Origin of the sequence: Chryseobacterium sp. 2TAF14 (assembly GCF_052115105.1) — a bacterium.
GTDB lineage: Bacteria > Bacteroidota > Bacteroidia > Flavobacteriales > Weeksellaceae > Chryseobacterium.
Window position 1 is genome coordinate 1 of record NZ_JBFRGA010000378.1, and the last position, 418, is coordinate 418.

The window sequence follows — 418 nt, forward strand, 5'->3', positions numbered from 1 at the left end:
GGTCTTTCCCAAACACTGAATTTCTAATTTCCAGATATAAATTCTCACTTGGCTTTATTCCCCTTGTATGTGCATAAAAATTTTGTATCTATTTTTTTGTCAGAATATATTTGTTTTTTCTACCATTTGTAAAATTTATATCAATATATGGGCAGTTCCAAATATATTTATCTTTGTCAAGTATTAATGTTCCAAAGTTTTTTGTTTTTTTTAAAGCCCAGCTCTCGGTATTGTCTAAAGCTCTTTCAAAAGATAACTGCAAAACATTATTTTTTTCGACAACAGCTAATTTATAAGATTGATATAACTGAAATCCTTCAGCTGAATATATAATAGAATCCTTAGAAGTTTTCAGTTTTATTTCATGAATATTTCTCCAATCTTCACTATCTTCATTTATGGTAAGCGCATACTTCCC

The 418-nt window shown here is 28.2% G+C and carries 1 pseudogene; it reads right to left on the bottom strand.

From position 1 onward, the window contains the following. Positions 1–88: 88 nt before the first annotated feature. Positions 89–418: pseudogene (locus AB4Y90_RS18250) on the bottom strand (hypothetical protein); the annotation flags it as partial.